The following is a 20604-nucleotide window of genomic DNA, read 5'->3' on the forward strand; positions in this document are numbered from 1 at the left end:
GGAATCTTGGAGTGTTCTTGAAAGGTTATTTCAGGAGCGCCACAACCGTATGGCGACGCACATTCGCTTGTGCATTAAGCGCTTGGAACGTTGACGTAAATTGATCTGACGTTGCCATAAATCCATCGAGTTTCGAATTCACATCCTCGGCACTCATCTGGTTAGATTTACTTTGCACCGAACGCATCTGAGCACTCAACTCACCGTGAAAAGCTTTGGCTTCTTCCAAACTGGTTTGCACTTGTCTTAGATGCTGATTCACCTTGGCAATAGTTTGTTTGATGCCATCGCGAGAACCTAGGTCAAAGCTTAACTCTGCAATACCGTCAGGTTCCGATTTTAGGTTCAGAACATTGGCGTGCCCCGCTGGGAATCGATGCCCTTCACCCGTCACCAATACCTTTTGCTGCATTTGCTGATAAGCAGTATCGCGCGCTTCAAATAAAATAGTGCCGTCTTCCGCCAGTGATGCGCGCATTCCCATCGCAATCAAACTGCGATCGAGCATTTTCACCGTACGCGCACCATCCGCCTGACCGTCAAACTGGATCATCACCGATTGACCCTGCGGAAAATCCAAGCGAATTTGCTCTGCTTTTTCACTCAAACGATGTACGTTCAAACCCGGGATAGAGAAGCGGCGAATATCGGCTTTATCCAGTTTTAGGTGCAGTTCGTTATCAATCACCTTTTGTCCATCAAAACGCGCCTGATCAACCACTTGCTGAATGGACGTTTTGGAGCGAACTAAACTGTCTTGCAAACCAGGGACGTTCTGTGTGCCTTGGCTAACGGCTTGAGTCAAACCTCGCTTAATTTGAGTCAGCTCTCTACCAATCACTTGCAGCGATTTTGATGCGATCTGCACAGCAGTTGCTTGTTGCTGACCTTGAGTAAGCTGAATACCGGAAACAGAATAGGCTGACGCAGTGTCAGCCTGAACTTGCCTAGGACGCGGTTTAATCGCACTGCTCGTATCCGCTGAGCGGGTCGGCATGATAGAGGCTTGTTCTTGCCCACCTAAGCGTATACTGTGGGGTCTTACCTCTACTGTGCTCATCACCATATAAAACTTCCTTAAATACGATCAAACAGGTTGAGATCGTTGATCTTAACGTAGCTAGCTTGCGTTGCTTGTAACGCTGCCATGTAGTTGCTCAAACGTACTGATGCTTCACCGTAATCGAGCGCAGACAAATCGTTCGTCACTTTATCAACAAACAGCTTGTTTTCGCCGTGAGCTCCATCCATCAGATCTAGGTTGTTGTGGCGTCCACCAATCTCTGTGATAGCACCTAATACGTTTGCAGAGGTATCATCAATGGCAGCAAGGCTAGCGTCCACTTCAGCTCGAAAATTCGGACTCGGCTTCTCAAATTCTGCAATTAAAGCATCAAGTTGGTTCAGCACATTGTCGCCACTGCCAAGCTCTAAAATGTCTTTAGCGGTCATGTTGGATTCCATGGTGACGCCTTTAGCAACCGTCACAACACGCTTATCGCTGTTGCCGTCTACTTGGTAAACACCGCCCCCGTTACTCACCGCTGGTTTGTCGGTTTGGGTGCCTGAAAACAAGTAATGACCTTCTTCGTCTTGTGCATTAAAGGAAGACTGTATGGCATCTCGGTAGCTTTTTAGTTCGGTAACCATGCCGCTGCGGTCATCATCGGTTAACGAGCCATTTGCCCCCCAAAGCACCAAATCGCGAACACTTTTCAGGCTTTCATTCACAGAATCCAAATGTGTTTCTTGCGCAGAAAGCGTCGTTTTCAGATTGGCAATATTGCTTTGGTACTGACCGATTGCGCTGTTTTCACGCTCAAGGTTAAGTAGCTTAATGGACGCCATTGGATCGTCTGAAAGCTTGGTCAGTCGATTACCTGTCGACATTTGTTGTAGCACATTCCCCAAGCCTGCGTTGTTGGTTTGCAGACTTTGCAGCATCATTTGGCTAAATTGAGTGTCACTGATTCGCATATCGAGTTCCCTTTAGAAAAGCTGCAATACAGCATCGAAAAGTTGGTTAGCTGTGCTAATGACTTTCATATTGGCATTGTGTGCGTTAGCAAACGTCATCAAGTTCGCCGCTTCTTCATTACTGTTAACCGCACTAACATTATCGCGTGCCGCGTGAGCTTGCTTGTTCATTGCGGTTTTTGCTTCATAATCTGCCGCAGCTTGGCGCGCTTTAATCGCCGTTTCACCAACCATTGCGGTAAATGCATCGTTCAAGCTCAAAGAACCAAAACCTGTAATGGCGACCGGTTTGTTGCTCAACTTAATCAAGTTATTCAGTACGTCGGCATTACCTGGTGCGCCATCACTTGAGAATGCCAATTCCTCTGCGCTGATTCCCGTAATTTTTAAGCTAGATGAAGGGTTTGCTGGGTCGTAACTGAACAAAGGTTTGCCCGGGTTACCTTTAAGGTCTTTACCCGTCGCAAGTACCGCGTTGTACTCGTCTGCCATCGCCTTCGCCATATCGTCTAGTGCCACTTGGTTTGGCATTAGGATTTCTGTTTGATAGTCGTTAATCGCGCCCAATTTGCCGCCGACAGATTGATCGAGACCAAAACTTTGAGAAGCAAACTCAACATTTAAATCAGCAAGATAAGGATCGGAAGGATTTGGCTTCGACGTTAGCTGACCGTAATCAGTCCCCATCACCAAAGGCTGACCTGAAGCGAGTGTCACTTGCATGCTTCCATCAGCTTGATCCGTTGTCTTGATTTCAACGATCTGAGAGAGCTCACCAATCAAAACATCACGAGTGTCCATTAGCTGAGCCGGGTTACCGCCCGTTCCCTGCATTTCGACAATCTGTTTGTTTATGTGAGCGATGTTCGTCATCAAGCTATTGGCATGATTTAACGCCGCATTACGTTGCTCACTCATGTCTTTATGCTGATTATGAAGCGACTCGGTTAACGTATTGAAGCGACGCGCTAACGCTTCTGATTCGTTGATAATTTGCTGACGGTATGGAATTGATTCTGGTTTTACTGTGGCATCATTCAAAGCTGCGTTAAGCGAATCCAAGCCCGCAGAAATACTAAAACCATCAGCGCCAAGCGTACTTTCAAGCTGGCTCATTGCGGTAGTGTAACCACTTGAGTATGACGCTAGGCTGTTTGTCGACCAAGTCTGTTTGACCAAAAACTGGTCTGTTACGCGGCGAATACTTGTGACTTCAACACCAATGCCCGGACTGAGCTTGTTGTACTTACCATCCCCTACAGATGCCATAAGCGCTTGTTGACGGCTGTATCCTGGCGTATTGATGTTTGCCACGTTTTGTGCCGTCACTTCAAGTGCGACTTGGTTTGCGTTCAAGCCTGAAAGGCCGATATTAACAAGGTTCATTTACAGCTCCATTTTTCTGATCAGCGGCTGAGTAAACGCGGTCGTCATACCGGCTTCACCGAGCACTTGTTTAACAGAGGCGACCACTTGCTGCACGGAATTAACTGCATCAGTGACTGTGGCGATATCATAACTTTCAAGTTGTGACTTGCGTTCAAGCGAGGTCACTTTTCCATCATTCGCCGAAGAGATACTGCGTGATTGGTCGAATGCTACCTCACGCATTGATGGGCTTAGCTGTTGAACCAGCATATTGGCAATGCCCGCATTTTGCTTTTTAGCAAGCTCCATTGCCAGTTGACCGTCATACATATCGCGAAACACACCTTGTTGTTGGCTAGCAAACGGACTGTCTTTGTCAGCCAACACGTCACTACTGCTGCGCATTTGACGAAGCACCATTTGCAGAAACATGGCTTCAAACTGACCTGCAACCACTTCCAAGGCACCTTCTTGATCACGGCTTCTCTTGATGTTCGCTAGCGCACTATTGTCGTGATACAACATGGAGCTCAGTTTGGCTTGATCGTTACTGGTATCTAATTTCATCTCAAACTCCTTAAATCACGACAAGCTCGGCATTCAACGCACCCGCTTCACTGAGTGCTTGCAGAATCGACATCAGATCCGTCGGTGTTGCACCTAAGCTATTCACTGCATTGACGATGGTGTTCAGCTCCGTTCCCGGCGGCCATATCACCATTTGCGCAAGCTCTTCATCAACGTTAATTTGCGTTTGATCTATGACTTTTGTATCACCACCAGCAAAGGCGTTCGGCTGGCTAACTTGCTGCGATTCCGATATACGGACAGTCAAGTTACCGTGGCTAACTGCCGCTTCGCCCACTTTGACATTTTTACCGATGACAACGGTGCCAGTACGAGAGTTGAAAACAATTCGAGCCGGTTTACGACCTTCTTCCACGCTCATCTCTTCTAGCATCGACATCATGGTTACACGCTGCTGGGTATCCATTGGTGCACGCATTTCAACGCGTGCTTTGTTGATTGCTTTCGCTACATTTGGACCAAAGGTGTTGTTGATTTCGCGGGCGATGTTTTTTGCGGTAGTGAAACTTGGTTTACGAAGGTTTAACGTGATTTCACCACGCTGGTTAAAGTCTGTTTCGATTTCTCGCTCCAACGTTGCACCGTTTGGAACACGACCTGCAGTTGGTGTGTTCACTTCTACCTTGGAGCCGCTTTTGCCTTCTGCCGATAAGCCGCCAACTACCACACTACCTTGAGCGATGGCATAAACTTCACCATCAATACCGCGCAGTGGTGTAAGTAATAGCGTACCGCCACGTAAGCTTTTCGCGTCACCAATTGAAGAGACTACGACGTCGAGTGTTTGACCCGGTCCCGCCATTGGGTCTACCGATGCAGTAACACTCACCGATGCCACGTTACGTAGTTTCGGGTTCATGCTGTCATCAATTTGTACACCAAATTGGCGTAACATGTTGGTAATCGATTGAGCAGTGAATTTAACTTGGTTCCGATCACCTTGACCTGCCAAGCCCACTACCAAACCGTAGCCGACCAATTGGTTTTCTCGGATGCCCTGAACATCCACCAAGTCCATGATCGGAATTTCCACTTCAGCTTGCGAAGTGGCAGGAAGTCCCAAGGTCAATGCCAATAGGAAAGAAGAAAAGAATGCGTTTATTGGCTTCATTAGAATGGTACCCATGGGCTGTTGAAGAACTGCGTCAGCCACCCAGCTGCGTTGCTGTCAGCTAATGCGCCGCGACCTGCATAGGTGATACGAGCATCTGCAATACGCTGAGAAGAAACTTGGTTGCTACGGTTGATATCATCAACACGCACGATGCCAGTTAGGCGAATAAATTCATCGCCTTGGTTAAGTCGCAACCACTTTTCACCGCTAATACGAAGCACACCATTTGGTAGCACTTCATGCACAGTAACCGTGATTGCACCCTGTAATTTGTTGCCCTGTGAACTAGAAGCGCTGCCATCAAAATTACGGCTACCGTCCACGCTTACACCCAATTCATCGATGGTTTTAGTGCCAATGGTTGGCGCAACAAAATTTACAGTTGAGCTTTTACCAAACTTAGTGCCTGCTTTTTTGCTAGATTCCGTCTCTTCCGATAGCTGCACCGTCAAGACATCACCAACACGGTAGGCACGTCGGTCTTGGAATAACGTCATGGTGTATTGGTGACGATAAAGGCTACCTGAGTTTGCTTCTGGCAAGGTGTAATCCAACACCGGCGGCGCGTATTCCTCTGCATTTGGTTCAGGCGGAATAAACTCCTGACGCCCAGCACATCCCACCAGCAACACGACGGCAACTGCCCAACTTTTCGAAAGCCATTTCATTGCTTTTTCCTTCATCATCACCAATTTCTTACCTACATTGCCTGTGCGACAAACTTCAGCATGTCATCCGCTGCAGAAACGACTTTTGCGTTCATTTCGTATGCGCGCTGAGTTGTGATCATGTCGACCATCTCTTCAACAACTTGCACGTTAGAGCCTTCTAAAGCCCCTTGCTTAATGCTGCCCGCGCCATCTTCACCTGCGATTAACTCGTCAGCTGGTCCGCTTGCTGCTGTTTCACGGAACAAGTTGCCACCCACTGCTTCTAAGCCCGCAGGGTTAATGAACTTAGCCAGAGTGATTTGCCCTAGTTGCTGCGGCGTCGGGTCATCGGCTGACGTAGTTGTTACCGTGCCATCCACACCAACAGAGAATGAAATGGCGTTATCTGGGATCTGAATTTGAGGCTCTAGTGGTAGACCTTGACTGTTCACCATCAAACCTTCTGAGTTGATATGGAACTGACCATTTCGGGTGTACATGATCTGACCGTCAGAGTTTTCGATTTGGAAAAAGCCCTGACCCATTACCGCCAAGTCGAACTCACCAGTCGTGTTTTGTGTGTTACCTTGTGTGAAGACTTTTTGCGTCCCCACGACACGAACACCAGAACCCAACTGAACACCGGTTGGTAGCTCGTTAACTTGGTCAACTTGCGCGCCTGGCTGACGCTGAATGCTGTAGAACAGGTCTTCAAACACTACTCGGTCACGCTTAAAGCCGACCGTGTTGACGTTTGCTAGGTTGTTCGAGATGGCAGTCATTTTTGTATCTTGAGCTGCCATGCCCGTTTTACTTACCCATAATGCTGAATGCATTGGTTATCTCCTTTGTGGCAGGAATTATCTAGAAGCACGATTTACGTTGAGCAAAAAGTGTTATCTCGCTGCCATCAATTTGTTTCCGGCTTGCGCCAAGGTTTCTGCGGTTTTCATCATGCGAACTTGCATCTCGAAGTTGCGCGTCAGTGACATCACGCTGAGTAGTTCATCGATGGCTGAAACGTTACTACCTTCGATATGCTCTGGTGCCAATTGCACCGTTTCATCAGCGACAAAAGGCACACCATCAACACTGTGCAGTAAGCTGTCGCTTTCTTTCTGAAGTTGGTTAATGGCAGGTTTCACCATTTTTAAAGTGCCAACTTCAACTTCTGCACCACCGCCCGGTGGGATCACAGACACGCGACCGCGCTCACTGATCTCAATCTTTTGAAAATCAGGCACGATCATTGGTCCGTTTTCACCTACAACGGGAAATCCATTGATACTCATGGCACCAAACGTATCGATTTTGATGTTACCCGCACGCGTGTAAGCCTCATTTCCAGCCGGTGTTTCTACTGTTAGGTAGCCTTCACCCATGATCGCAACGTCTAAGGGGCGTCCCGTTTTCATGATGTCGCCAGAATCAAAACGCGTCGATGCAGAGTTCGTCACCACCATGGTGCGACCATCAAAGCCCGCACCTTGCAATTCAACGCTTCGTACACGTTCCATATCCGCACGGAAACCAGCGGTGTCGGCGTTCGATAAGTTGTTAGAACGAACGTGCTGAGCCTTAAGAACTCGGCTCGCACCAGACGTTGCAGTAAATAACAAGCTATCCATGCAATACTCCCATTACACTGCGTTGAACAGAGCTTGAGTTAGCTTGTCGTTGGTTGAGATGGTTTTGGCGTTCGCTTGGTAGTTACGCTGCGCCGTCATTAGCGCGACAAGCTCACTGGTTAAGTCAACGTTAGAGCCTTCCAATGCACCCGGAGTAAGGTCACCCAGTGTACCTGTACCCGGAACGCCCATGATCGGCGCACCAGAGCTAAAGCTTTGTGTCCAAGCGGTACCGCTCACTTTCGATAGACCTTGCGTGTTAGCAAAGTCCGCAAGCACTACTTGACCTTGAAGTTGAGATTGACCATTGGTGTACGTCGCGTAAACCATGCCGTTGTCTTCCACTCGAACGCCAGCAAGTTCACCCGATGTGTAACCATTTGGATTATTGGTGCTCACGCCAAATGCAGCACCAAACTGAGTACTACCTGAAAGGCTAATATCAACGCTCATTGCGTTTGCACCCGCGGCTGGGAATGCCACATTAAATGCGCCAGCAGGAGAAGCCAGCGTACCATCGGTATTGAATTGAACGGTTTGAGCTGTTGCAGGAGTCGTAGGCGCGCCATCCACTTCTACATTCACTTGCCATTCGTTATCTGACGTTTTAGTGAAGTACTGAGTCACCGTATGGGAATTGCCTAGCGAGTCGAAAACCTTGGTGGTGTAAGAAGAGTTGAATGATTTAGGGTCCGAAGAATTAAATGGATAAACCGCTTGATCAATCTTGGTCGCACTTGCATCGAAGTTAGCAACAAATTCTAAGCTGCTTGTTGCTTTAGCACTCAGAGAAGAAGTGGATACCTTGATATCGCCGACTGAACCTGTTTGCAGGTTATTATTGTTGTCAACGCTGTAGCCTTGTAGTTTGGTTCCGTTGTTCGCGGTAACGAAATTGTTCTTATCTGTGCTAAATACACCAGCACGGGTGTAGAGCATTTGACCCATAGAGTCTTTGGTCACAAAGAAACCGTTGCCGTTAATTGCTAGGTCCATTGCTCTGCCAGTACCCGTTACAGAACCGTTTTTTTCGAAGTTCTGAGAGATTGACGCCACTTCTACGCCGCCTGGCTGCATGCCGTTGTAAACCGCCGCGAATTCAGTACGACCGCCTTTGAAACCATACGTCGATGCGTTAGCAATGTTATGACTGATGGTGTTCAATTCTGTATTGGTCGCGTCCAGACCACTAAGTGCGATGTTAAAACTCATAAATAACCTCTGATTTCCTTATTTGGTTAAGCACCAAACTGAGTAATTTGATAGAAAGGAACGTTGCCAACGCCTTGAACATTGACCAGTGCTGAGCCACCTGAGCTTGGAATACGAACCTGCTCAACCGTGCCTGCCAGCAAAACTTTAGGGCTTTTCTGCCCATCTTGAACTTCCACCGCAACGGTGTACTTACCCGGTTTCAAACCGAGCTCTTCAGGATTAATGGAGAATTCCAAATCACCAGCAGCGTGCGCGCCAAGAGGCACTTTCGTTGATTGACCAAACTGGTCTTTCACCACTAGCGTTACTTGGTTAGAACCATGTTCTAGTTCTATCTTGCCGTTTTGCGCGCCTTCACCGAGTTCAAACTCATTCGATGAAACGTACACGGTTTGACCAACCAAACCAGCGGTCGAAAGCACTTGCATGTTGTCGAGTAACACCATGCTGTTTTGCATCAACTTCGACATGTTTTCGGTACTCTGCACCTGAGAAAACTGCGCAAGTTGACCAACGTACTCGGTTCCGTCTAACGGGTTTAGTGGGTCTTGGTTTTGAATTTGTGCCACCATCAACGAGATAAACTCATTTTGCAGTGAGCTGGCACTGTTCATATCTGATGGGTTGGCGGAAACACTTGCGTCACTGCCAGATTTGGTTGCTACCGGTTTATCGGAAGACAGTGGGGTGTATTGTGCAATACTCATTAGCTACCCTGCCCTAATCGAAGCAGACCTTGCTGCATGCTTTTCACATTCGCCAATACCTCGACATTGGTCTCGAAGCTGCGTGTCGCTGACATCATGTCTGCCATTTCTGACACCACATCAATATCCGGGTAGTACACGTAACCTTCATCGTTTGCCAATGGGTTATTAGGTTCGAAGCGCTTCTCTGCCTGCCCTGCATTTTTCACAACATCCACAATGCGAACTTCTGCATTTGGATAAGCACTGTTCTCTGTTGCCATTTGCGTTTTTTGATACACAGTCGCAAACACAGGTTTAAGTGCCTTGTAGGCATCATCTGGGTTGGCAGACACCGCATCAGCGTTTGCAAGGTTACTGGCTACCGTGTTCAGACGAACGGTTTGCGCCGTCATCGCTGAGCCAGTGATCGAATAGATATCAGTAAATGACATGTTTAACGTCCCTCAATCGCTTTCGCCAAGCCACTGAATTTCATGTTGAGAAACGTCAGGCTGGTTTGAAAGTCCATGTTGTTTTGTGTGAATTTGGCTTGTTCAACACCAAGTTCCACGGTGTTGCCGTCTTTGCTGTTTTGGTAAGGCACTGAATATTGCGCCTCTACCTGAAACTTCGGCACTGATTTGCTCACACTTCCCGTCGACATATTGTTCATCACGGTGGTGAAGCTCAGGTCCTTTGCCAAGTACCCTGGGGTATCAACATTTGCTAGGTTACTGGCGAGGACTTTGGTACGCTGAACGCGAAAATTAAGTGCCTCTGGATGTACACCTAACGCATTTTCGAATGTGATCGCCATGCATCTTTCCTTCAAGTCGGCTCGAATACGCCAAGAATGAAACAAGATGCGTGCCATAAAAATTAACTATAAAAATCAATGAATTACAAACAAGGAAGGAAGCCTCGCTTCCGGTTTACGGAAACCACTCAAAACAAGGGGAAAGGTCGATTTCCCCAAATTATGCTGCTTTGTGGTTTGGTTTTGAGTGCCAGTTCGATAAGTGCCGCTGCCGCTGAGAAAACCCTCACGGCGAACGAACTAAAAGTCACCGTCAGTGAACAATTTGAGCAAGAAGTCGCACAAATCGCGCGTTCACACCATTGGGGAACCTATCAGCTCGAATATCGTATTTGGGTTCCGGGCTCTGCCAATCACTTGCCCGCCTGTACGTCGCCTTTGGTCATCGCAGGACGAGATAATCGCTCACTTCCTGTTGGCAATTTGAAGCGCGCGGTCAGTTGTGAGGACATCACCTCTCCTTGGCGAATCAACGTTACAATCAAATCTGCAGTGACACTCCCTGTCCTCGTTGCGACCAACACAATTGGGCGTAACGAAACGATCTCCGCGACTCATTTAAAATCTGAAACGCGCACGATTTCGCGCCAAGACGACTTCTACACACAAGTGAACCAAGCGGTAGGATTGGAGACCTCTCGCCGTATTCGCGCCGGACAAATTATTGACCCTTCAAACCTAAGCTCCCCTGCTCTGGTTGAGAAAGGCAACGAGGTGATTATTGTTGCGAGCAAAGATGGATTTAGCGCCAGTACCAAAGGCGTCGCCCTAGAACAGGGAAAGAAAGGTCAGCAGATCGATGTAGAAAACATCAGCTCTGGCAAAGTGATACGAGCAGTCGTGACAGGGTTAAATCAAGTACATACTCAGTTCTGATTTTGGACTCAGGTTATCATTTTTTGATTTTTACACTCGTCAGCACAGGTGAACTTCGAGTACAAAAAATAAATATTTAATGTTCATCACACCCTAGTCGCCTATTCGATTTAGAACATGATGATTGAGGACAACAGCATGAAAATCGACAAAGTCGCGGGCGGTCATGTCCCACAAACGAAATTCCAGCAAGCAAGCAAGAAGCCTGTCGAAACCATCGCACAGAGCAAAACTAGCGAGCCAGCATTCCAAGCTAACACTGCCGCCATCGATCGCGCTCAAGCAGAAATGAAATCACTGCCAGACGTAGATATGGCAAAGGTTGAAGAGATCCGCAACGCATTAGCACGTGGTGAACTGAATCTGGATACCAAAGCACTATCCAAAGCAGTAATGCAGTTCCACACTGGTCACGAGTAACGCAGCGCACTAGGAGTCATGCATGGCAACGGCCGCATCGCAGCACATTCAACAATTTGTTCGTTCCCTAGCGGAAGACATTAAACTCTACCAGCAATTGCTAGAGCTTATTCAGCAACAAAAAACGCTGTATTTGAAGTTTGATGGGGAATCGCTTAGCGAGAACATTCAAAAGCAAACGCCAATTTTGAATCGACTTAGTCGCTCGGCGAGTGAAAGAAGTCAGTTGATGCGCTCGCTTGGACTCCCTTGCAACGAAACCAGTGTGAATCGAATTTTCAATGCTCTGCCTGCCAAAATTGGCACGCAAGCAAGAAAACAATGGGCGCTGTTGGAAACCTTGGTAAAACAATGCCAAACGGACAATCAGAGCAACGGTCAAAGCTCTGCGGCGTTCCAAGAGTTGGTCAGTCAACTCAAGCAACCTGTGCAACACACTTATGAAGAGCGTTCGTTCTAAACAATTCTCGCCTTGCCTACAGAATCTTCCTCCATCCAGGTCGATTACTGTGGGCTTTTTTGCGTTTTGGCTCACCTGCTTTTCCTCTCTCTCAATAGCCAAACCCAACGAAGAAACCATTACCCAACAATATCAAGTGCTCGCGCCCTACCAGAGCCAAATTGCCAAACGTCTCGATTCTGTTCGCCCATTGCTCGATCATATTTTCAAACAGCTTAAGCAGCAGTCGTTACCGCCCACATTCGTTTTGTTGCCCATGTTGGAATCGTCCTATAACCCTCAAGCCGTCTCACATGCGAATGCTGCGGGTCTATGGCAATTAATCCCTGCCACAGCGACACGATTTGGTTTACAAGTATCAGACACCGATGATGAACGGTTTGATACCAAAGCCAGCACTCAAGCGGCGTTGAAATACTTGGCGTTCCTGTATGAGAAGTTTGATCAAGACTTGGCACTGACTCTAGCAGCTTACAACGCGGGCGAGGGACGCGTATCAAGGGCGATGAAAAATGCGGGCAGTCGACATTTTGATGCGCTCACTTTACCCAATGAAACACAAGAGTACGTCAACCGCTTCTACGCACTAGAGCGCTTGGTTGATGTACAACAACTTCGTACGGATTCTTTTCAGCCTTTGCTGTTATTTTCCGAGCAGTCATCTATCTACACCAAACCGCTTATAGACCTTAGTCGATTACCACCTCTGGTCGAATTGTGACACCTATCACTAAAACTCGACAATGTCAGGTGTTCGTAAAAATACAAGATCCTGTACTGCCAATTTGCAAACTCGTGATCTCGATGCAAACGCGTGCATAAAAGTTAAGGTAATGTATCTCAAAGATAAGAAAGAGCAGTGGTTTGCTGATAATTCACCAATTTGTGCTTGTGTATTGAGTAGAGATGCATCACATTACGGGTGCAAATTCAGTGAAAAACAATGGTTAGACCTATTAATTATTTACACAACAAATATAAAACCGCTATTGTTTTTACAGATTGAAACAAAATACAGAATATCGAGATGACGCTTCGCTTGCGCGTCTGGAATAAGTCCGGGTTCCGGGGGGGAGCTCGGACTTTTTTATTGGCTGGAAGTTACAACTTTGATCGGAGGGTGATTACAACAACTCTTTTGCGATTAGTTGGAGCAAGAAGGTTTCGCGTTCAATGCTCATTCCTTTCTTTGGGCTTTCTGCCATCGTCTTTTCATTATGCGCAATCGCATCATGCACATTCATCCAAACTGGACGCATGCCGTTTTTCACTTCGTAATCTTCATAAGACGTTTCACCTAGCTCACGGTCAATCTTGCACGTGTAGCAGTATGACGTCATGTGCATCACATCCGCATCGTCTTTGTACCAAGGACGAAACTCTTCAAAGATACCAAATGGCTTAATGTTGTGAATGTTTTTCGCACCAGTTTCTTCTTCAAGTTCACGAACCAAACCTGCAATCACGTCTTCGCCTTCATCAATACCACCACCCGGCAGAGTGTAGTCGTGGTAACGTTCAGTGTAGAGGAGAAGAACATCTTCACCATCAAGCACAATGGCACGTGCTGCATTACGCTGAAAGATGATTTTGTCATCCAAATGTTCGATGTCTGGGTGCGTAGTTGTTTTTAAGTGTCTCATCGCAGGATCCGCTGTGAATGTTTTGCGCGCATACTACCGAAATTCATAACTATTCCCAAGTTTCAATTTGCGCAAGCCTACAACAATGCCACCCAAGATAACCTTGAGATACTTGGATATACAGACGAACAGTGAGCAAATTCTAAAATTACACAGAATTCCCTTTCAAGCGTCGTGCTTTTAACAAACATAAGACAGTATTTTTCTTAAACTCTCCTATAATCAACACACTACTCGTAATTCCCACGCGGAGATCAAGAATGAAAAAGACGGCTTTAGTAACGGCAGTGGTGGCAGCAATGGTGTTGGCAGGTTGTTCTACTTATGAAGGTGCAACTCGCTCAAACGAATACACATCAGCAGCAAACCCAGCAGCAGTATACTGCGTGCAGCAAGGTGGTGAACTAGATACAGTGACAGAAAACGGTGAACGCGTAACTTACTGCCTATTGTCTGAAAATGAGCGTGTTGAGCAATGGGAATATTACCGTAAAAACCACAAAGAAGACGCTGAGTCGTAATGGTTAACATTTACGCAATCTAAGATTGCACAATCCACAACAAAGGAGCTTCATGCTCCTTTTTATTTTATCTAAACATTCCAGATTTCTGACACTTAGTCCTTTATTCACCAGCCTTACCGCATAGCGACACCATATCGAACGCCGTTTTATTTCTGACATTCCTCTGACATTACTTTCCACTTGGGCAATAAAATTTCTCGCGCACATCACGAAATTTCACGTTTTTTCCACATTTTTATTGGAGCGGGTGGTCAGGATGAAAATAGATACTGTCAAACAAGTCGAATCGGCACAATCCAACCTTGTTGAAGACTCAAAAATTACTGAAGAATCAAAGCGCGTTATCTACAAAGCGATGTTGAGTGCATTGACCATCATCGCGATTAGTATTTTAGTGAACCTGAGTATTCGCGTAGATTACGTTCTACTGGGCTCAAGCTTGGGTGAAACATCCATCACTGAAACGCTACAACTGATCATGTTAGCCGTCGCTTCTTGGTCGTTCTATCGCGTTTCCAAGCAAGAAGCTCACTTATCGCACGCCGCAATCCTTATCTCTGGCTTTTTTGCGGTATTGATGATCCGCGAAATGGATTACTGGTTTGATATGATTCACCATGGCTCTTGGGTATTCCCAGCCTTAGCAGTAACAGCACTCGCATGTGCAAAAGCTTACCAAGGTGGTAAAGGTACCGTGAATCAGATGGCGGTTATACTTCAGTCGCCATACATGAAACTGCTCATTGGCTCTGTTGTTTTATTGGTGGTATTTTCTCGCTTATACGGAATGGGAAGTTTCTGGCAACACGTTATGGGTGAGCACTACGTGCGTGATGTGAAAAACATCTCTGAAGAAGGCATCGAGCTATTGTGCTACAGCCTTATTGCACTAAGCGCAGTTCGTACTCGTCGTGAACTTAAACGCCAGTAAACCTGAGTTTCATTCCGATACACTCGCTTCTGGGTCAAGGCGTTGATTTAACGCCGTGAGTATCGGATGAAACACAGCCAACGCTTGTTGCGCTGCAAAAACTGAATCATCAAAGGCCGTCATTTCGATGGCCTTTTTCATCTCTGCGATTTGGTTTTTAACGTCTTGTGTTAAAGGCAAAGTTTGGAGTTTTTCTATTGCTTTTAAAGCTATCGCTAATGGTTTCGCTTGTACTTGAGCCAAGTCTCGCTTAAATGCCTTGTTTTTCACCCCTTCCAAATAAACACGATAAGTCGTCAGTTCATCAAATAAAAGAAACGCATCTGCCTGAGTGCCTGAGTTTGGATATGGCACACTGATATGCTCAGCGATATCTAGTGAAACAGTGAGCTCTATTCCCATGTCTGCACAACGCGATTTCAATTCTCGTAATAAGCCTTGTTCATCCATCAAGGTTTGGATCTCAATAATGCGCTCTAAATGGTAGTCATTGGAAAGCAGTATGACTTCGATAGCTTGTCCCATTGGACATAATCCACTTTTCAGTAGCTCTTTTGCCGCATTTTGCATGTTCTGCACGGTATTCAGGGAACGACTCTCGATGATGACTTGCTGATCAGGAAAGTCGATTCCCCTAACCTTGGCTAGCTGACCAAAATACTGATACATCGCATCCGCTTCAGAGATCGTTTGACCTTGAGTGACCCCTCCACAAAAAACCAATGCCGTTGACTCAAAATCCCATTGGTTTAAAACGGAAACTAAAGCTTCCACACGTGAGCGCCCTTCAGCACTGAGCTGATCATGCACCAAACGCTTACCTAGAATGATCACTACCTTGTTTAACTTCATTACCGAGATCTCAATTACTCATACTTTCGCGAACAATTTGTATACAAAAATTTGCTTTGCCAATACTCTTTCAGGCATTAACATCTAATTAACAATATCGTTCTAGAGACCTTGACAAAGGTCCGCAAAGAAAGGAAGTCAATTATGCTGTCGATTTTCGATATTTTTAAGGTCGGTGTCGGTCCTTCTAGCTCCCACACCAATGGTCCTATGCTCGCAGGTTACCATTTCACTCAATTGCTTAGCGACTCTATGGCGAAAGTGCACAAGGTGCAAGTCGACCTTTACGGCTCTTTATCGCTCACCGGTAAAGGACACCACACGGATCGTGCTACCGTCTTAGGGCTAATGGGTAATAAACCCGACACTATCAAGATGACGAGCGCGAAAAGCGCGCTACAACATACCATTGAACACGGCACGCTCTCTGTCGCAGGTGTTCATGAAATCGTGTTTAGTTATGAGCACGATATCGTCTTCCACAGCGATAACCTTCCTCTTCATGAAAACGGCATGACCATCTCGGCTTTTGATGCTGCTGGTGAGCAAGTGGCGTTTGAAACTTACTATTCCATCGGTGGTGGCTTTATTGCCACTGCTGCCGAGCTAGAAAACGGTGGCAATGAGGCAGAAATCCAAGTTGCTTATCCTTTCACGTCTGCTGACGAGATGTTAGAAAAAGCAGAGCAAAACGGCTTTAGCTTAGGGGGAATGATCCTTCAAAACGAATTGGCTTTCCGTGAGCAAGAAGAGATCGACCAAAAAGCAGAACAGATCTGGAAAGTAATGTCGTTGTGTATGCAACGTGGCTTTGACACCGAAGGCATTCTTGAAGGCGGGTTAAACGTCACACGCCGAGCGCCTAACCTACTCAAAAAGCTTGAAGCTAACGCAGCAGTAGAAAACGATCCAATGGAGATCATGGATTGGATAAACCTATTTGCTTTCGCAGTAAGTGAAGAAAACGCGGCTGGCGGTCAGGTGGTCACATCACCAACCAACGGCGCAGCTGGCGTCATCCCCGCAGTACTCATGTACTACCATCGTTTCATCAAAGAGCTCGACAACAAACAGCTGAAAGACTTCTTAGCTGTGGCTGGAGCGATTGGTATCTTGTACAAAACCAACGCTTCGATTTCTGGTGCAGAAGTCGGATGCCAGGGAGAAGTCGGCGTTTCTTCTTCTATGGCAGCAGCAGGTTTAACCGCACTGCGTGGTGGCAGCAACGAGCAAATCTGCATTGCTGCTGAGATTGCTATGGAGCATTCACTTGGCATGACTTGTGATCCAATTGGCGGTTTGGTTCAAGTTCCGTGTATCGAACGAAACGCGATGGGCGCAATGAAAGCCATCAATGCATCACGCATGGCGTTAAAACGCACTAGCAAATGCCTTATTTCATTAGATAAAGTTATCGAAACCATGTACCAAACAGGTAAAGACATGAACAAGAAATATCGTGAGACGTCACTCGGCGGTCTGGCAGTGATTCACATGGCACCACCTTGCGAATAGCATACTTTATTTCAGCGTTTGCTAATTAATATTTTTCATTGTTGGCGGATAAAATTCCGCCAACGTCTTTATTCCTGCATAAAAATCACACTATCTCCCACCTCACTCTCGACTGCTTATTATTTCAACGTCTTTTCAAAACCTTAAAAACCACTAAAGAATAATAGTCTTATAAAATGTTATTTTTTAGTCATTTATTCATATATTTCCTAGTTGATCTAGAACAATACATTAGCAAGGCAAACGTTTCGCATTAGAAAATTTAGTGCATTAAATTCGTTTTATGCGACAATTGTTTCAATATGTAACATAGCGTTTAAGTAACATTTAACAGAAATAATAACTACCTTTCTCGCAATAGTAAGTATTTAATTATGTGGAATAAACTAAATAAATCTATGATGTTCTGCCAAATGATGTTTGGCTTATCATTCTACGGCGTGTTAGTCAGTCTAACGCGTTTTTTCTTAGAGGATCTGAATTACAACGAAGCTGATACCATGATGATCGTGGGTGCCTTTTCTGCGATTGGTCCCCTATTTGCGATTGCTGGCGGTTTCATCGCTGACAAATTTTTAGGAGCTTACCGTTCTCTATCGATTGCCTTCCTAGCATTCGCATCTGGTTACGCGCTGCTTGTTCTTGGTGCTTCGGCTACCAACGTACCACTGTCTATGTGTGGTATCGCACTAGCAAGCTACGGTCGTGGTTTGATGTCACCTTCCTACCCTAGCTTGTACAAACGTACCTTTAAGTCTCAAGAAGACTTTGAGAAAGGCTATCCAATCAACTACTCAGTGAACAACGTAGGCGCCTTCCTAGGTCAATACCTGTTCCCAATGATTGTATTGGTGATTGGCTTTAATGGCGGTTTCACCATCTCTGCAGTAATGGCAGGCGCAGCACTGGTTATGCTACTTGTGTTCCGCAAAGGCTTGGTTGGTGTCGCATCAGATCTAGACAAACAAACCGTTAGCATCAAAAACTGGATCTTCTTTGCTCTTATTTCTGTGGCGATGATTGCGTTGGTATTCTTCATGTTCTCAAACATGGATATCGGTCAAAACATCGTTTACGCCATTGGTGGTGCAGCAATTCTTTACTTTGTTTCTTTGATGTTGAAAGCAAGCAAAGCGGAATCATTGAAGATGGGTACCATCCTTATCGTAACCTTCCTAACCACGTGTTTCTTCGTTTACTACGGTCAAATGATGACTTCAATGAACATGGTGGCGATCAACACACTAAAAGGTTCCCTATTTGGCTTTATTCCACTAGAACCTGAAGCTGCAATGGCGATGAACCCGCTATGGTGTATGGTTGGTGGTCCTATCGTAGCTGGCTTCTTTGGTGTGCTAGAAAAACGCGATATTCATCTATCTACAGCAACTAAAATTGCGTTGGCATTCGTGCTAACAGCGATTGCTTTCGGCATCCTAACCTTCGCTGTAACCACAGTGGGCGAAGACGTAATCATCATGCCTGAGATCTTCCTAGCGATTCACTTCTTCCAAGCAATTGCAGAAGTGATTGTAGGCTCAATGGTCGTTGCATTTATCCTATCGGTTGCACCGAAGCACATTGAAAACTTCTCAGTAAGCTTGTTCTCTGTTGCTATCGCGCTGAGTGGTATTGTTGGTGCTGCATTCTCGACTTCTATCGCTCTAGAAAAAGGGCAAGAAATCACCCAAGAAATCGTACAACACGTCTACGGTGATTACTTCCAATTGCTAACCGTGCTCGCTGTTGTAATGGTTGCTATCGCACTAGGTGCTTCTTTCATCATCCGCAAAATGCTTGAAGCTGCCAAACGCAGTGAAGCTGAATTGGAAATGGTTGAGGCTAACGCACAAAACTAATATTCCTCTTCACCTAAATGCAAAAACGGAAGCCAATTGGCTTCCGTTTTTTTATCGACAGAGGTTTGTCGCTTAGCGAGCGTTGGCTATGCAGCAAGCGTAAACATCAAATACGCGTTCAATGCCAATACAAGAGTGACGATAACCACACCCGAATAAGATACCCATTTGTTGTTTTTGAACTCGCCCATCAAGCGCTCGCTGTTGGTAAAGATAAGCAGTGGAATAATCGCCAGCGCAATACCGAAGCTTAATACCACTTGGCTCATCACCAAAATATCAGTGGTGTTCATACCCAAACCAATCACCACAAATGATGGCGCCATGGTAATGAAGCGGCGCAACCACATTGGAATAGAGAAGCGTACAAAGCCTTGCATCACGACTTGTCCTGCCATGGTTCCCACTACTGTGGAAGATAAACCCGAAGCAATCAGAGACACACCAAATAGCACAGAGGCAGCTTTACCTACGAGTGGGGTCAGCGTCATGTACGCGGTTTCAATTTCTGCTACATGCTGGTTACCAGAGTAATGGAAAACAGCTGCTGCCATCGCCACAATAGCGATATTCACAAAGCCCGCTATTACCATCGCAATCAACACGTCAAAACGAGTAGTACGAAGACGTGTTTTCGTACTTTCACCATAGTTGTTTTTGAACAATGCCGAGTGAAGGTATATCACGTGAGGCATCACAGTTGCGCCTAAAATGCCTGCCGCAAGGTAGATTTGGTGCGAGTTAGTAAATGTTGGGGTTAACAAACCTTTTGCCATTTCACCGCCAGCGGGGTGAGCGAAGAACAATTCCGCAATGTAGATAACTGCAACCAGCATCAGAAGCGAACCAATCACCACCTCTAGCGGCTTTTGACCTTTCTGGTTAAGCGTCAGAATCATCACTGTCGCAACGGCAGTGATCAACGCCCCTTCCATCAAACTGATACCAAAGACAAGCTGAAAGCCGACTGCTGCACCAATAAATTCCGCTAGGTCAGTTGCTATCGCTATGATTTCAGCCTGAATCCAATAGAAACCCACTGCCCATTTATTAGGTAGATGGTCGCGTAAGTGTTCTGCGAGGTTTTTGCCTGTAACAATGCCAAGTTTAGCGGACAAATACTGAATCAACATCGCCATGAGGTTTGCCCAAAGCACAACCCAAAGCAGTTGATAGCCGAATGAAGATCCCGATTCAATATTCGTTGCAAAGTTACCTGGGTCAATGTAACCAATTGCAGCAATAAACGCTGGACCTAACATGAGTAACTTGCGTTTTATTTTGTTAAAGGCTGACGCGTTTTGTGCTGCCGTTGTTTGTATCGCTGTAGCGTGTAAATTATTGGACGTACCATTCATGAGCGTATTCCCCTCTCGTCGATAGAGAAAATCATACGCCAACCTAAATGAGAATCAATATCATTTGGGTGCACAAAAATGGTAATTAAGATTTCAACAATTAATTTTCAATTATCGATA

Annotated in this window: 23 protein-coding genes; 8 read left to right on the top strand and 15 right to left on the bottom strand. The window is 46.0% G+C overall.

Annotated elements, in window-relative coordinates; translation table 11 throughout:
- Window positions 1–25: 25 nt before the first annotated feature.
- Genes QMY49_RS17595 through flgB form a run of 12 tightly spaced genes read right to left on the bottom strand, consistent with a single transcriptional unit; the run spans window position 26 to window position 10046 of the window.
- A complete protein-coding gene (locus QMY49_RS17595) occupies window positions 26–1066 on the bottom strand; it encodes a hypothetical protein (protein WP_005445367.1) in 1041 nt (346 codons plus the stop codon).
- An 11-nt stretch (window positions 1067–1077) separates the two neighbouring features.
- Window positions 1078–1977 carry a flagellar hook-associated protein FlgL gene (gene flgL / locus QMY49_RS17600; protein WP_005445368.1) on the bottom strand — a complete coding sequence of 300 codons (900 nt, stop codon included), beginning with the start codon at window positions 1975–1977 and terminating at the stop codon, window positions 1078–1080.
- A gap of 12 nt (window positions 1978–1989) precedes the next feature.
- A complete protein-coding gene (gene flgK, locus QMY49_RS17605; RefSeq protein WP_005445369.1) occupies window positions 1990–3363 on the bottom strand; it encodes a flagellar hook-associated protein FlgK in 1374 nt (457 codons plus the stop codon).
- Window positions 3364–3912 (bottom strand): rod-binding protein, encoded by a 549-nt coding sequence (locus QMY49_RS17610; RefSeq protein ID WP_283315761.1) that lies wholly within the window; start codon window positions 3910–3912, stop codon window positions 3364–3366.
- A gap of 10 nt (window positions 3913–3922) precedes the next feature.
- Entirely contained in the window at window positions 3923–5044 is a 1122-nt protein-coding gene (locus tag QMY49_RS17615; protein WP_005445371.1) for a flagellar basal body P-ring protein FlgI, read from the bottom strand.
- Window positions 5044–5715: a flagellar basal body L-ring protein FlgH gene (flgH, locus tag QMY49_RS17620; protein ID WP_009696916.1), complete on the bottom strand. Its 672-nt coding sequence runs from the start codon at window positions 5713–5715 to the stop codon at window positions 5044–5046. Before flgH ends, QMY49_RS17615 begins: the two co-directional genes overlap by 1 nt.
- Window positions 5716–5747: 32 nt before the next feature.
- Window positions 5748–6533: a flagellar basal-body rod protein FlgG gene (flgG, locus tag QMY49_RS17625; protein ID WP_005445374.1), complete on the bottom strand. Its 786-nt coding sequence runs from the start codon at window positions 6531–6533 to the stop codon at window positions 5748–5750.
- A gap of 60 nt (window positions 6534–6593) precedes the next feature.
- Window positions 6594–7325 carry a flagellar basal-body rod protein FlgF gene (flgF, locus tag QMY49_RS17630; protein WP_029789141.1) on the bottom strand — a complete coding sequence of 244 codons (732 nt, stop codon included), beginning with the start codon at window positions 7323–7325 and terminating at the stop codon, window positions 6594–6596.
- A gap of 12 nt (window positions 7326–7337) precedes the next feature.
- Window positions 7338–8537 (bottom strand): flagellar hook protein FlgE, encoded by a 1200-nt coding sequence (flgE, locus tag QMY49_RS17635; RefSeq protein ID WP_005445376.1) that lies wholly within the window; start codon window positions 8535–8537, stop codon window positions 7338–7340.
- A 26-nt stretch (window positions 8538–8563) separates the two neighbouring features.
- Complete coding sequence (flgD, locus tag QMY49_RS17640; RefSeq protein WP_009696914.1) at window positions 8564–9247, bottom strand: flagellar hook assembly protein FlgD; 684 nt, start codon at window positions 9245–9247, stop codon at window positions 8564–8566.
- Window positions 9247–9681: a flagellar basal body rod protein FlgC gene (gene flgC / locus QMY49_RS17645; protein WP_005445378.1), complete on the bottom strand. Its 435-nt coding sequence runs from the start codon at window positions 9679–9681 to the stop codon at window positions 9247–9249. Before flgC ends, flgD begins: the two co-directional genes overlap by 1 nt.
- A gap of 2 nt (window positions 9682–9683) precedes the next feature.
- A complete protein-coding gene (gene flgB, locus QMY49_RS17650) occupies window positions 9684–10046 on the bottom strand; it encodes a flagellar basal body rod protein FlgB (RefSeq protein WP_005445380.1) in 363 nt (120 codons plus the stop codon).
- 78 nt (window positions 10047–10124) lie between these two features.
- On the opposite strand from flgB, the gene flgA reads away from it, so the two are divergent.
- From flgA to QMY49_RS17670, 4 genes are all read left to right on the top strand, one after another.
- A complete protein-coding gene (flgA, locus tag QMY49_RS17655) occupies window positions 10125–10922 on the top strand; it encodes a flagellar basal body P-ring formation chaperone FlgA (protein WP_283315766.1) in 798 nt (265 codons plus the stop codon).
- 138 nt (window positions 10923–11060) lie between these two features.
- Window positions 11061–11342 (top strand): flagellar biosynthesis anti-sigma factor FlgM, encoded by a 282-nt coding sequence (gene flgM / locus QMY49_RS17660; RefSeq protein WP_026000156.1) that lies wholly within the window; start codon window positions 11061–11063, stop codon window positions 11340–11342.
- A gap of 22 nt (window positions 11343–11364) precedes the next feature.
- On the top strand, window positions 11365–11802 hold the full coding sequence (flgN, locus tag QMY49_RS17665; RefSeq protein ID WP_005445383.1) for a flagellar export chaperone FlgN: 438 nt from the start codon (window positions 11365–11367) through the stop codon (window positions 11800–11802).
- A gap of 43 nt (window positions 11803–11845) precedes the next feature.
- On the top strand, window positions 11846–12523 hold the full coding sequence (locus QMY49_RS17670) for a lytic transglycosylase domain-containing protein (RefSeq protein ID WP_033008241.1): 678 nt from the start codon (window positions 11846–11848) through the stop codon (window positions 12521–12523).
- Between the two features lie 403 nt (window positions 12524–12926).
- Here the strand turns inward: QMY49_RS17670 and QMY49_RS17675 are convergent, their stop codons facing one another.
- A complete protein-coding gene (locus QMY49_RS17675; protein ID WP_005445385.1) occupies window positions 12927–13445 on the bottom strand; it encodes an NUDIX hydrolase in 519 nt (172 codons plus the stop codon).
- 260 nt (window positions 13446–13705) lie between these two features.
- On the opposite strand from QMY49_RS17675, the gene QMY49_RS17680 reads away from it, so the two are divergent.
- Both QMY49_RS17680 and QMY49_RS17685 read left to right on the top strand, forming a co-directional pair.
- The gene (locus QMY49_RS17680) at window positions 13706–13966 is read left to right on the top strand and encodes a putative hemolysin (protein WP_283315771.1); all 261 of its coding nucleotides are present in this window, start codon (window positions 13706–13708) and stop codon (window positions 13964–13966) included.
- A 259-nt stretch (window positions 13967–14225) separates the two neighbouring features.
- Window positions 14226–14900, top strand: a complete 675-nt coding sequence (locus tag QMY49_RS17685) for a hypothetical protein (RefSeq protein WP_009696910.1) — start codon at window positions 14226–14228, stop codon at window positions 14898–14900.
- 9 nt (window positions 14901–14909) lie between these two features.
- Here QMY49_RS17685 and QMY49_RS17690 read toward each other — a convergent pair whose 3' ends face one another.
- Window positions 14910–15752 (bottom strand): YdcF family protein, encoded by an 843-nt coding sequence (locus QMY49_RS17690; protein ID WP_283315772.1) that lies wholly within the window; start codon window positions 15750–15752, stop codon window positions 14910–14912.
- Between the two features lie 144 nt (window positions 15753–15896).
- Here QMY49_RS17690 and QMY49_RS17695 point away from each other — a divergent pair, with 144 nt between their 5' ends.
- On the top strand, window positions 15897–17267 hold the full coding sequence (locus QMY49_RS17695; protein WP_283315773.1) for an L-serine ammonia-lyase: 1371 nt from the start codon (window positions 15897–15899) through the stop codon (window positions 17265–17267).
- Between the two features lie 374 nt (window positions 17268–17641).
- On the top strand, window positions 17642–19126 hold the full coding sequence (locus QMY49_RS17700) for a peptide MFS transporter (RefSeq protein ID WP_009696908.1): 1485 nt from the start codon (window positions 17642–17644) through the stop codon (window positions 19124–19126).
- 86 nt (window positions 19127–19212) lie between these two features.
- Here the strand turns inward: QMY49_RS17700 and QMY49_RS17705 are convergent, their stop codons facing one another.
- Complete coding sequence (locus tag QMY49_RS17705) at window positions 19213–20484, bottom strand: Nramp family divalent metal transporter (protein ID WP_005445392.1); 1272 nt, start codon at window positions 20482–20484, stop codon at window positions 19213–19215.
- Window positions 20485–20604: the final 120 nt, after the last annotated feature.

It is taken from the genome of Vibrio harveyi, from assembly GCF_030060435.1.
In the GTDB taxonomy this organism is placed as follows: Bacteria; Pseudomonadota; Gammaproteobacteria; order Enterobacterales; family Vibrionaceae; genus Vibrio; species Vibrio harveyi.

Excerpts from the sequence above, each read along its gene's own strand:
- QMY49_RS17615 (WP_005445371.1), bottom strand. The coding sequence starts at position 5,044 with ATGAAGCCAATAAACGCATTCTTTTCTTCTTTCCTATTGGCATTGACC.
- flgN (WP_005445383.1), top strand. The coding sequence starts at position 11,365 with ATGGCAACGGCCGCATCGCAGCACATTCAACAATTTGTTCGTTCCCTA.
- QMY49_RS17690 (WP_283315772.1), bottom strand. The coding sequence starts at position 15,752 with ATGAAGTTAAACAAGGTAGTGATCATTCTAGGTAAGCGTTTGGTGCAT.
- flgK (WP_005445369.1), bottom strand. The coding sequence starts at position 3,363 with ATGAACCTTGTTAATATCGGCCTTTCAGGCTTGAACGCAAACCAAGTC.
- flgF (WP_029789141.1), bottom strand. The coding sequence starts at position 7,325 with ATGGATAGCTTGTTATTTACTGCAACGTCTGGTGCGAGCCGAGTTCTT.
- QMY49_RS17705 (WP_005445392.1), bottom strand. The coding sequence starts at position 20,484 with ATGAATGGTACGTCCAATAATTTACACGCTACAGCGATACAAACAACG.
- flgD (WP_009696914.1), bottom strand. The coding sequence starts at position 9,247 with ATGAGTATTGCACAATACACCCCACTGTCTTCCGATAAACCGGTAGCA.
- QMY49_RS17700 (WP_009696908.1), top strand. The coding sequence starts at position 17,642 with ATGTGGAATAAACTAAATAAATCTATGATGTTCTGCCAAATGATGTTT.
- flgH (WP_009696916.1), bottom strand. The coding sequence starts at position 5,715 with ATGAAATGGCTTTCGAAAAGTTGGGCAGTTGCCGTCGTGTTGCTGGTG.
- QMY49_RS17610 (WP_283315761.1), bottom strand. The coding sequence starts at position 3,912 with ATGAAATTAGATACCAGTAACGATCAAGCCAAACTGAGCTCCATGTTG.
- flgM (WP_026000156.1), top strand. The coding sequence starts at position 11,061 with ATGAAAATCGACAAAGTCGCGGGCGGTCATGTCCCACAAACGAAATTC.
- QMY49_RS17680 (WP_283315771.1), top strand. The coding sequence starts at position 13,706 with ATGAAAAAGACGGCTTTAGTAACGGCAGTGGTGGCAGCAATGGTGTTG.
- flgE (WP_005445376.1), bottom strand. The coding sequence starts at position 8,537 with ATGAGTTTTAACATCGCACTTAGTGGTCTGGACGCGACCAATACAGAA.
- QMY49_RS17685 (WP_009696910.1), top strand. The coding sequence starts at position 14,226 with ATGAAAATAGATACTGTCAAACAAGTCGAATCGGCACAATCCAACCTT.
- flgG (WP_005445374.1), bottom strand. The coding sequence starts at position 6,533 with ATGCATTCAGCATTATGGGTAAGTAAAACGGGCATGGCAGCTCAAGAT.
- QMY49_RS17695 (WP_283315773.1), top strand. The coding sequence starts at position 15,897 with ATGCTGTCGATTTTCGATATTTTTAAGGTCGGTGTCGGTCCTTCTAGC.
- flgC (WP_005445378.1), bottom strand. The coding sequence starts at position 9,681 with ATGTCATTTACTGATATCTATTCGATCACTGGCTCAGCGATGACGGCG.
- flgB (WP_005445380.1), bottom strand. The coding sequence starts at position 10,046 with ATGGCGATCACATTCGAAAATGCGTTAGGTGTACATCCAGAGGCACTT.
- flgA (WP_283315766.1), top strand. The coding sequence starts at position 10,125 with ATGAATTACAAACAAGGAAGGAAGCCTCGCTTCCGGTTTACGGAAACC.
- QMY49_RS17675 (WP_005445385.1), bottom strand. The coding sequence starts at position 13,445 with ATGAGACACTTAAAAACAACTACGCACCCAGACATCGAACATTTGGAT.
- QMY49_RS17595 (WP_005445367.1), bottom strand. The coding sequence starts at position 1,066 with ATGGTGATGAGCACAGTAGAGGTAAGACCCCACAGTATACGCTTAGGT.
- flgL (WP_005445368.1), bottom strand. The coding sequence starts at position 1,977 with ATGCGAATCAGTGACACTCAATTTAGCCAAATGATGCTGCAAAGTCTG.